The 11,249-nt window shown below is 39.3% G+C and carries 11 protein-coding genes; 1 reads left to right on the top strand and 10 read right to left on the bottom strand.

The window, feature by feature from the left end; genetic code table 11:
- Positions 1-360: 360 nt before the first annotated feature.
- From HCG69_RS18060 to HCG69_RS20780, 10 genes are all read right to left on the bottom strand, one after another.
- Positions 361-1,482 carry an aspartate aminotransferase family protein gene (locus HCG69_RS18060; protein ID WP_221651172.1) on the bottom strand — a complete coding sequence of 374 codons (1,122 nt, stop codon included), beginning with the start codon at positions 1,480-1,482 and terminating at the stop codon, positions 361-363.
- A gap of 115 nt (positions 1,483-1,597) precedes the next feature.
- Complete coding sequence (gene argC, locus HCG69_RS18055) at positions 1,598-2,566, bottom strand: N-acetyl-gamma-glutamyl-phosphate reductase (protein ID WP_221651171.1); 969 nt, start codon at positions 2,564-2,566, stop codon at positions 1,598-1,600.
- Positions 2,559-2,771 carry a PspC domain-containing protein gene (locus HCG69_RS18050; protein ID WP_221651170.1) on the bottom strand — a complete coding sequence of 71 codons (213 nt, stop codon included), beginning with the start codon at positions 2,769-2,771 and terminating at the stop codon, positions 2,559-2,561. Before HCG69_RS18050 ends, argC begins: the two co-directional genes overlap by 8 nt.
- Before the next feature lie 6 nt (positions 2,772-2,777).
- Positions 2,778-3,983, bottom strand: a complete 1,206-nt coding sequence (locus HCG69_RS18045; RefSeq protein ID WP_221651169.1) for an argininosuccinate synthase — start codon at positions 3,981-3,983, stop codon at positions 2,778-2,780.
- Between the two features lie 15 nt (positions 3,984-3,998).
- Complete coding sequence (locus tag HCG69_RS18040; RefSeq protein ID WP_002559039.1) at positions 3,999-4,556, bottom strand: GNAT family N-acetyltransferase; 558 nt, start codon at positions 4,554-4,556, stop codon at positions 3,999-4,001.
- Between the two features lie 36 nt (positions 4,557-4,592).
- A complete protein-coding gene (argR, locus tag HCG69_RS18035) occupies positions 4,593-5,066 on the bottom strand; it encodes an arginine repressor (protein ID WP_221651168.1) in 474 nt (157 codons plus the stop codon).
- Between the two features lie 383 nt (positions 5,067-5,449).
- Positions 5,450-5,644, bottom strand: coding sequence for a hypothetical protein (locus HCG69_RS18030; RefSeq protein WP_195660559.1), 195 nt, complete (start codon positions 5,642-5,644; stop codon positions 5,450-5,452).
- A 519-nt stretch (positions 5,645-6,163) separates the two neighbouring features.
- Positions 6,164-6,526, bottom strand: coding sequence for a hypothetical protein (locus HCG69_RS18025; protein WP_221651167.1), 363 nt, complete (start codon positions 6,524-6,526; stop codon positions 6,164-6,166).
- A gap of 361 nt (positions 6,527-6,887) precedes the next feature.
- The gene (locus tag HCG69_RS20785) at positions 6,888-7,901 is read right to left on the bottom strand and encodes a hypothetical protein (protein ID WP_255586232.1); all 1,014 of its coding nucleotides are present in this window, start codon (positions 7,899-7,901) and stop codon (positions 6,888-6,890) included.
- Between the two features lie 20 nt (positions 7,902-7,921).
- Positions 7,922-8,317 (bottom strand): hypothetical protein, encoded by a 396-nt coding sequence (locus HCG69_RS20780; RefSeq protein WP_255586231.1) that lies wholly within the window; start codon positions 8,315-8,317, stop codon positions 7,922-7,924.
- Positions 8,318-8,676: 359 nt separating this feature from the next.
- On the opposite strand from HCG69_RS20780, the gene HCG69_RS18015 reads away from it, so the two are divergent.
- Positions 8,677-11,205 (top strand): glycoside hydrolase family 88 protein, encoded by a 2,529-nt coding sequence (locus tag HCG69_RS18015; RefSeq protein ID WP_195448758.1) that lies wholly within the window; start codon positions 8,677-8,679, stop codon positions 11,203-11,205.
- Positions 11,206-11,249: the final 44 nt, after the last annotated feature.

The raw sequence follows: 11,249 nt of genomic DNA, 5'->3' as shown, positions 1-11,249 counted from the left end.
CATATCTTTCGTAGTTAACATTTATTAAAGCAATATTCTGCGGAAACATTTGGTTTTAATAGAGTATACGAGGAACGGGTCGTTTCTCTACGATAAACGGAGCGATTCTCTACGATAAATAGGGGCATCATCGTAGAGGAGTTTGCTGGTAGTTTATAAGATATGACAAAGGAATTTAAGCGGAAGAAAAGGGGGAATGTTATTTTGTAATAATAGAGGAAAGTAGAGAGTTCTCGGATATTTAAAATTATTTAGTCGTATTGAGAAATATTTCTCAATACGACTAAATAATTGTTTTGATAGAATAAGGAACAATTGTTCCTTTAAAGTACTTTAGATTAAACTTAGTAACGTAAAGTACTAAAGTATCTTCTTTAATCGATTTAGAAACTCTGTTGCTTCTTCCATACTGAGGCAGAGAGGTGGCAGGAGGCGAATAACATTTGTACCACTTACCCCAGTGAATACTTTTTGTTCTTTCAGCAATTTTGTACGTAGTTCTTTGATCGGAGTTTCAAATTCCATACCAATCATTAATCCTTCACCGCGTACTTCTTTAATTTGCGGGAACTTCTTTAACTCTTCTATCAGATAAGTACCTACTGTAGCAGCATTTTCTATCAGTTGTTCTTGTTCTATAACATCCAATACGGCAAGTGCAGCGGCACAAGCAAGGTGGTTACCTCCGAAAGTGGTACCTAACATACCGTAAACCGGTGTAAACATCGGGCTGATAAGTACTCCTGCCATAGGAAAACCATTGGCAATACCTTTGGCTACAGTAATGATATCGGGTTTGATACCTGTATATTGATGAGCAAAGAATTTACCGCTACGTCCATAGCCACTTTGAATTTCATCCAGAATAAGTATCGTACCATTCTCGGTACATGCTTTGCGAAGTTCCTGCATGAATTCTGTAGTAGGTAGCTTGATTCCGCCTACTCCCTGGATACCTTCGATAATAACGGCACAAACGTCACCTTTAGCCAGTTCGGCTTTCATTGCTTCCGTATCATTCAATGGGAGATAGGTTACATGTTCATTGGCATTGATTGGAGCAATGATTTTTGGATTGTCCGTAGCTTCTACTGCTAATGAAGTACGTCCGTGAAAAGCTTTGCTGAAAGAGATTACTTTTGTTCTTCCATTGTGAAATGAAGCCAGTTTAAGGGCATTTTCATTCGCTTCTGCTCCACTATTAATAAGGAAAAGCGAATAATCATCATAACCTGAAGTCTTTCCCAAACGTGCTGCTACTTCTTGTTGTAGCTTGTTGATCACTGAGTTTGAATAGAAGCCAAGTTTTGCAACCTGATTGCTAATCATTTCAACATAGTGCGGATGAGCATGCCCGATGGAAATAACGGCATGCCCCCCATAAAGGTCGAGATATTCTGTACCGTTTTCGTCCCATACATGGCAGCCTTTTCCTTTGACTATATTTATATCGAAAAGAGGATATACATCGAATAAATTCATCATGATATTTACAATTTTACGATTTACAATTTACGATTGAAGTTACTTTTATTGATTTACGATTTACAATTGAAGTAACCCCAATCGTCTAATTGTAAATCGTCCAATCGTCAATCTAAAAGGCCGATGGTTTTAGTCGGAGACCTACCGTTTCTTCGAGATTAAACATTAGATTCATGTTGTGGACAGCTTGCCCACTGGCACCTTTCAGTAAGTTGTCGATACAGGAGATGATGAGTAGCTTATCACCGTGTTTCTCCAGATGTATCAGACACTTGTTGGTGTTGACAACCTGCTTCAAATCGATATTCTTTTCTACGATGTGCACAAAAGAGTCTTTGGCATAATACTCCTCATACATGCGTACGATCTCTTCCAGAGCAACTTTTGTTTTTACGACAATTGTAGTGAAGATGCCGCGTGGAAAATCTCCCCGGTAAGGGATGAAATCTATCTCTGATGCAAAACTATTTTGCAGCTGCTTCAGTGACTGTTTGATTTCAGGCACATGCTGATGATCAAAAGCCTTGTATACGCTCATATTGTTATTGCGCCAACTGAAATGGCTGGTTGCACCGGGTTTTACTCCGGCTCCTGTGCTTCCGGTTATGGCATTCACCATGATGTCGTCATTCAGCATCAAATGTTTGGCAAGTGGAAGCAGTCCTAACTGAATGCAAGTTGCGAAACAGCCGGGATTGGCTACATGCTTGGCAGAACAAGTGGCGCGCCGATTCAGTTCGGGTAATCCGTAGATAAAGTCATGATCCGGAGAAGCAATGCGATAATCCATAGAGAGATCGATGATTTTCAATTCTTCCGGGAGGTTGTGGCTCTCTATAAATTTTTTGGTATCGCCATGAGCAGTGCAAAAGAAAAGTACATCAATGTCATCCAATGGAAGTTCGTCTGTAAAAGTCAGATCGCACTCTCCGTAAAGTCCTTCGTGTACGTCGGTTATTTTATTTCCGGCGTTACTACTACTATTAATGAATACAATTTCGGCTTCAGGATGATTCAGAAGCAGGCGTATTAATTCACCTGCGGTATATCCGGCTCCGCCTATTATTCCTACTTTAATCATTTGAATATCTGTTTTTTTCTTCGGGAATGATAATCCACATTAAAATATATACAGGGACACCGGCAAATGCGGTGAATATTGTTAATATAGCATAGGCGATGCGTACGAGAGAGGTATCCAATCCGAAGAATTGGGCCAACCCGCCGCAAACACCTGCAAGCATTCTATCACTACGTGAGCGTGTAAGTTTACGTTCGTTACTCATCAGGGACTAAATTTCTTCGTCCTTATGGTTTGCGTAATAAACGCGTAGTGGGGTGGAAGTTACTTTTATGAAACCTTTTGCATCTTCGGCTGTCCAGCCTTTTTGCATTTCACCGTACTCACCAAACTTTGTTTTTACAAGATCATCTTCAGATTCTACTCCGATGGTAGAGAAAGAGAGCGGACGGAGTTCAAGGATAGCCGTACCGTTCACATTGCGTTGTGATTCCTGTAGCATAGCTTCAATATCTCTCATCACAGGTTCCAGATACTGGCTTTCATGAAGGAACATGCCATACCAGTTGGCTACCTGATCTTTCCAGTATTGTTGCCATTTGCTCAATGTATATTTTTCAAGGAAACGATGAGCACCGATGATCAGCATAGGAGCGGCAGCTTCAAAACCAACACGGCCTTTAATACCGATGATTGTGTCGCCAACGTGCATGTCACGTCCAATACCATAAGCGGCACCAATTTCTTCCACTTTCTGAATAGCGGCAATCTTGTCTTCAAATACTTCTCCGTTTACGGCATGAAGTTCTCCTTGTTTGAATTCAAGGCGTAACTGTTCGCTACCTTCTTTTTCAACTTGCTTCAGGTAAGCTGTTTCGGGCAATCCTTGTGCAGAATCCAGTATCTCACCACCACAGATGGAGGTTCCCCATAGGCCTACGTTATAAGAGTATTTGAGTTTTGTAAAATCGGCACTGAAACCATTTTTGTTTAGATAGTCAATCTCTTCCTGACGGCTCAATGCCATATCACGGGTTAGTGTAATGATTTCCACACCCGGTGCAAGTACCAAGAAAGTCATATCAAAACGAATCTGATCGTTTCCGGCTCCGGTAGAACCATGAGCGATAGCATCCGCACCGATTTCATTTGCATAACGAGCAATGGCAAGTGCCTGGAAAATACGCTCTGAACTGACAGAGATGGGATAAGTACCATTACGCAATACATTTCCGAATATCATGTATTTTAAGCTCTTTTCATAGTACTCTTGTGTTACGTCGAGTGTAACATATTTCACAGCACCCAATTTATAGGCGTTTTCTTCATTCTGTTTCAGTTGTTCGTCACTGAAACCTCCTGTATTGGCACATGCTGCATATACTTCATAGCCTTTTTCTTTGGCCAGGTACATTACAGTATATGAGGTATCCAATCCTCCGCTGAATGCAACTACCACTTTCTTTTTCTGTTCCATGATATATCTCCTTATTTATATAATATCTTCTTTATGTTTTTCGGGGTCGTAAAGCATAGCTGTACAGATGCAGAACTTACGGTTTTTTGCCACCAGTATGTCATGATTGATACAACCTTCGCAACCGCGCCAAAATGATTCATCATCAGTCAGCTCGTTGAATGTTACAGGTACATAACCAAGTTCTGTATTCATTTTCATTACAGCAGCACCGCTGGTCAGACTGAATATCTTAGCCCATGGCCAACGTAAGCGAGCCAGTTTGAAAGAGGCTTGTTTGATACGTTTTGCCAGTCCCAATCCACGGTAGTCGGGATGTACAATAAGGCCTGACGTTGCTACATATTGTTTGTTACCCCATGACTCAATATAAGTAAAGCCTGCAAATTTTTCTCCTTCAAGGGCGATAATAGCTTTGCCTTCCTTCATTTTGGTAGCAACATATTCATGTGTACGTTCTGCAATCCCTGTTCCGCGCACTTTCGCTGCGTTTTTAATTGTCTCCAAAATAGTGTCAACGTAAACCTCATGTGAGGCGTCGGCTACCATCACATCTATTTTTTGAGTCTCCATTTCTTTAATTCGTGTGTCGAGTATATTGTTATATGATTATTGTATATTCGGGAAGATGAGCGACAAAAAGTTCTGCACCATTTTAGGTTCAGCTCCTTCACGCAGTACTAACATGATAGTATCATCTCCTGCAATGGTACCTAAAATATCTCCGAACTCACGGTTATCAATGTCATAAGCCATACTGCTGGCATATCCGGGACGTGTTTTGATAACAGCAATATTGCCAGAGAACTGTAGGGAAATGAAACCATTGTTCATTAACATCTCAGTGGCACTTTGGTCACCTACGCGTTTATACATGATGTCATTGGGCAATACATACACATATTTACCATTCATGCTGGCTGCCTTGGCTACCTTTAATTGTTTCAGGTCGCGAGAAAGAGTAGCCTGAGTCAATTCAAAACCTTCAGCGGCAAGTGCTTGCAGAAGTTCTTCCTGTGACCCTACCTCTTTGCTCGAGATAATCATTTTAATAGCATCTAATCGGTTTGCTTTCTTTTTCATCTTGTATAATTATTCTAAGAATGGCGCAAAAGTATGCAATATTTTGGAGATTTGATGCATAAAACCAAACTTTTTTATTCTTTTTATACATGAAAGCAGAATTTATTCAAAAATGGTTTTAATAAACACTGGAAGGGAGGGGGGAGTATAGCGATATAACTAATATAGAAGATTGCAAAGTTGTCTTAGGCTTCTTGGAAACAGCTTCTATATTTTCAATTTTATTGAATTATTGATTAGGGATATATACGATGTGTCGTCAAATCAAAAAAAATCCCGACCGAAAAACAAAAGGTGTCATTGAAACACATCTTAACATAAAACAAAAATGATTTTGAGTGCAAAATAAAGCCTGTTTGATTGAGTGGAAAATATCTTGGATTTTAATCGTCTTCATTTTCTTGCCAAATATCCATAGGAACTCCATATTTTTCTAGTGCAAATTCTTTACATGATAAACTGTCGTCCTGTAAGTAATCCGCAATGCATTTACCTTTTTCAAAAACATATAAATATGTACCTATTTCTGGAAAATCATTTTTGATTATAAATTTCATGTTATTATAAATAGCTTTCATGTTTTTTGATCTTATTAAATTTATTGAGGGTATATACGATGAGTTCCTGGTATTGCATTTTTCTATTTTTAAAGATTTCTAAATGAATATGGGGAGCATCCCCATGTGGAGTTGATATCAAAACGTATTTTTCTTAATCTGTCTTTCGATATGAAAACATAACCCGTTAACTCTCTCTGACTTCCAAAGATAAGATTTTTTCTTTTCAATTGATTTCATTTGAAAGAAAAAAAGCAGGAGTTTGTCAGATTGTATGGCCGATTTGTCTGATCGGATGGTACTTTTGAAGTTGCAATGTCCAATCGTGCAGGTCCTCCCGCTTGTAACGTTCGGTGGAACAAACCCTTTTATGCCCGGCCATGTATTGCACCTGACGGATGTGGTACTTCTTCAGCCAGTTCATAATGACCGACGAACGGATGTGCCTTGGATTGCGGATTTCAGGATGCTGTTGTTTAAGCCTGGTTACAAGAGTTGATACCAGATCAAAGAACCGTTCTGTGGTTTCCTGTTTTTCATTCAGCTGAGCCTTGTATGGGTCATGTAGTGGTTAATAGAGAGTATCTGAACAGATTCCAGTCTGAACGTTTTTACCGCATTATTCCTCGATGTTGCAATGTAAACAATGCCTTCCCTCAGGTTGATGTCTTTGACCGTCAATCGTTCCAGATCACCGCTGTCTAATCCCTGGAAGACCATCAGCCCTAACATTACACTGTTCCGTTGGTACAGAAGTTTCTTATACGGATGACCCGGTTCTTTAGCCAGGAAGGTTTTGTAGATATCCTGCAGGGTTTCTTCCTCCATGGGTAGGAATAGAAGACCATACTGCCTGTCCTGCAGGCGTATTCCTAAAATACAGCAAAAAATCCCGTTAGCCACTTTTAGACCAACGGGATTTAAACTATTCAATCAGTTTTGGGCAGACCAAAACACAAACTTGCTACTTTTCTCAATATATTGAGAGAAAATAATTCGATAAAGAAATAAACCACAATACTAATGTTACAATCAAAAACAATTTAATTCCAATCATATTCTTGAACAGAAGTAGTGCTATATAAGCTCCAATAATCCCAAGCAAAGCGTTTATCAATAAGACCCAATTCGGATACATAAACAAAAACAATTTGTCAGTGAAATTATATGTAAAAAGCAAATAGAGAGATTTGAAAAATAACAGTACATTAATACATATTGTTATCAATCCGAGTATCTTATTTGTTTTATATCTTTCCATAATCTACCAATTGGAGGTTGCATTTCTGTATTCTTCTTCACTATTATATGTCTGAAAAGAGACATTATTGTTTTTATCTCTAGACACAGTCATATAATGAGTAGTAGTTTCCTTTCTTGTCTTATCAGGTACTCTTAAACCCAGAAAATTTTTCTTGTAACTCTCAACAATTGTGGTGGTTTTTGTATAACTAAAACCGTAACTTGTTTTATCGGAATTATTGCCTAGTGTAGCAAAGTCTGATATTTTTTCATTTCCTCCAAATTGGTGGAAATTTCCTTTTATGTAACCATATTGTTCTCTCAATGGTGACAATGAGTAGGTACTTCGCAAATAATTTCCAAAACTTACAGCACGAGGTTCTACAAGATCTCTACTATACCCCGCATTGGCCGAATTATTAATAACATATAGAGCTTGTACAGCACAGATGTTTGCATAATGTTGATAAGCCGTTAAATCAGAAGGAGAATAGCGCAAAACTAAATTGCTGTTTTCTTCTATAAAATGATCATAGCCATAACGGGAAATGTAATAAGCAGACAAGTCATTGAGAATATGGGCAATAGTCTGTTTCATAGTCCGTGGATTCAGATAAATACCTGTCTGTATAGCTTTGGATTTAATGAAACCGCTATTCATATAGAAATCATCTGTGACAACAGCACCTTGAGTTAGCTCTATGTTATACCAACGGTTTTGCTTGTCTTGGAATTTTATAAAAGAGTGGCTCGGTGAAAAACACCAGAAAGCTTCTGTTTCCAACTCTTCGGCAAGAATCAAAAACAATAAAGGCATGGAATGGCACTGTCCAGTGTTTTGGGCTAAAAGCTTTGATACCATGTAATTACTGGTGTTAACATCTGCGCGATAATCTTCAAAGTCATATTTCATCGGGTGATGAATGATTGTTTTTTCACTACCGGGTTCTTTGACTTCGATAACTTCCGACAGAATACGAAAGATCATCATTAATTTTGCTAACCCGTCATTCTTATCTAATTTTTCTTCCTGCATTTTCAGCAGACAAATGTGTTTTAGATTCTGAATGGCTGCATCAAACTCTTATATTTCATTTTATTCCCGAAAAAAGCGTTTTCCGTCACGAATACGGCTCTTTTCAGACTCATCTCCTTTTTGCCTTCAAGCATTTCAAGTATCTCTTCACGGGCACTTTGAAAACATTCTGAACCGGGAACTGAGGAAAAATCCGGTAAAGGGATCGAGTTGGATTTCATGTATTTCTGAATAGCATATTTGCGGTTGATGGCTGCTCTTCTACGTTCGTTTTCTTTTACCTCACGTATGATGGCCTCATTTTGCCTTTGAATCAAGGCATCACAGGAAGATGATATGCCAGGTGTCTTTTGGGGAGAAGTTTGGTGGAAGTTATCGAAACGACCTATTTCTGCCGGTTGAGGAATTGATATCACTGGAACTTGGGCAAACAAAGAATTTGCTCGGAGTATTGGGATTAATATTATACTCCAATAAATTATTTTATGTAAAACCACCTTAATCATAGCATTTGTTTTAAGGATTTTTCAAAGGTAACTTTATTTACTTAGATTTCTTATGGCCTTTAACTTTTTTTGTATTTTAAATAAAGCCTATCGGTTGATTTATAGAAAAATGAATATGTAGTAGAGATATTCTACGGACAAGTAATTTTTGAGATGAAACGACAAAAAGGTTAAGATTACAGTCAAAAAACAGATCAATACTTTGGATGATTCTGCCTATTTTTGCATCATCAATAAATCCATTAATTTTCTTAAACTATCAAAAGCACATGAAAAAGCAGTTTTGGTACTTTATACTTCTATTCTTATATGTTGTTTCGTTTCCGGTACAAGGTAAAGTAACGCTTCCTTCTATTTTCTCAGACAATATGGTGTTGCAACAAAAAACTCAGGTGAATATCTGGGGAAAAGCCCGTCCGGGTGAACAGGTGACTGTTTCTCCTTCTTGGGATAAAAGAAATTATGCGGTGCAGACATCTGCTGACGGACATTGGAAGCTACAGTTGAAAACTCCTGGGGTGATGGATAATCAGACACTGATTGTAAAAGGAGAAAACACGATTATCATACATAATATATTAATAGGTGAAGTATGGCTTTGTACGGGACAGTCTAATATGGAGTTTCCGGTGGCACGTGATCCTAAAGTTAAATGGAAAACGGGGATGATAAATGAAGCGGAAGAGATGAAAGATGCTGATTATCCTTCTATTCGACTTTTTCATGTAGAGCACCAACTTGCGCCTGAGGATGAAAAAGAGGATTGTGTAGGGCAGTGGGTGATTTGTAATCCGGAGAATTTAAAAGATTTCTCGGCTGTTGGATTCACATTCGGGCGTAAACTTTATAAAGAATTACAAATTCCGGTTGGGTTGATCCAGTCTACCTGGGGAGGTACACATGCTGAGTCATGGACGAAGATGGAGGTTATGAAAAATAACCCATTATATTCTGATGTTCTGGAAGATTTTGCTGTGCAAAACGTGAAACGTGAAAAAGATAAATGTAAAGTACCGGCTACCTTGTGGAATGGTATGATTGCTCCGATTCTGGGTTATACAATAAAAGGGAATATCTGGTATCAGGGAGAATCTAATTCCATTCGTTATGAAAAGTATCAGGAGGTATTTACAAACCTTATCAATAGTTGGCGTAAGGAATGGGGACAGGCCGATATGCCTTTCTATTTTGTGCAGATTGCTCCACATTATAAACAACCTGCTGGCATTCGTGAAGCACAATTGAATACCTGGCAGAGTGGTTTACGCAATGTGGGTATGGCGGTAATTACAGATGCTGCTGATTCTATCGATATTCATCCGCGTAATAAAAAGGTGACAGGGGAACGTCTGGCAGCTTGGGCTTTGGCTAAACAATATGGTAAAAAGGGGGCTTATTCCGGTCCGCTTTATAAGAATATGAAAGTGAAAGAGGGAAAAGTTACACTTACTTTTGATTATGCAGAAAGTGGATTGCAGACCCCTGATGATACCCCTGTAAAAGGCTTCTTTATTTCAGGTCCAGATGCTCGTTTTTATCCGGCAACGGCAATGATCCAGGGGAATAAGGTAGAACTCTATGCTCCTGAGGTTCCTCAGCCTACAGCCGTGCGTTATGGTTACGGAAACTTTTTCCGTGTGAATCTTTATAATAAAGCCGGTTTCCCGGCCATACCTTTCCGTACGGATCATTTTGCTCCGGATACGTATGCCCGCTGGTTTGCTGATTCTGAGATGCGCCGGTTTCCGAAGGCTTATCAACTGGATCATGGAAAGCGTTTGTTTTTTGGCTATGCACAAGGAGTAGGTTGTTGCGCTATGCTAAGGATGTGGAAACAGACAGGTGAGAAGCGTTATTTTGATTATGTAGAGGCATGGGCGGATTCGCTGATAAATGAAACAGGGCAAATCCATCTGTATGATGTGTCCACCTACAACATTGATTATATTAATTCGGGTAAAGTGCTATTTGATCTTTATCGTGAGACGGGTAAGGAAAAGTATAAAATGGCAATGGACCTTTTAATAAAACAGTTGAAGAACCATCCCCGTACACTGGAGGGTGCATATTGGCATAAATTGATTTATCAGCACCAAATATGGTTGGATGGTTTGTATATGGCTTCACCTTTTCTGGCACAATATGGGGCGGAGTTCAATCAACCGATGTGGATAGATGAGGCAGTGAAACAATTTACACTTTGTCACAAGCATACTTATGATGCTAAAACGGGTTTGTATCATCATGCTTGGGACGAGAGTAAAAGCCAGCGTTGGGCAGATCCGGAAACGGGACATTCACCTAACTTCTGGGGGCGCAGTATCGGCTGGTGGTTTATGGCTTTGGTGGATGCTCTGGACTATATTCCGGAGAATCATCCCGGACGTGCCGATATGATAAGCTGGATACAAGGGCTTGCCGATACACTTCCTAAATACCAGGATAAGGCCGGCTTGTGGTACCAGGTGATTGATCAGCCGAAGCGTGAAGGCAATTTCCCGGAAGCATCTGTAACTTCACAGTGTATGTATGCTTATGCAAAAGCGGTAAATAAAGGATATATTGATGCGAAATACAGAGAGGTAGCGGAGAAAGCTTTTAAGGGATTGAAAGACAAACTGCTTATTGAGAATCCTGATGGTACACTTACGTTGACGCGTTGTTGTCAGGTAGGTGGTCTGGGAGGACATCCGTACCGGGATGGTAGTTTTGAATATTATATCGGTGAGAAAATGCGTGATAACGATGCCAAAGCTACGGGTCCTTTTATCATGGGATGTATCGAACTGGGAGAGTAGGTGATAAAAATAATGATGAGTACTGATTTAAAATTAGTATAAAT

Source organism: Bacteroides sp. K03 (assembly GCF_019734355.1).
Lineage (GTDB): Bacteria > Bacteroidota > Bacteroidia > Bacteroidales > Bacteroidaceae > Bacteroides > Bacteroides nordii.
The sequence above is the reverse complement of the archived record's forward strand: the minus strand, read 5'-3'. Positions and strand labels throughout refer to the sequence as shown.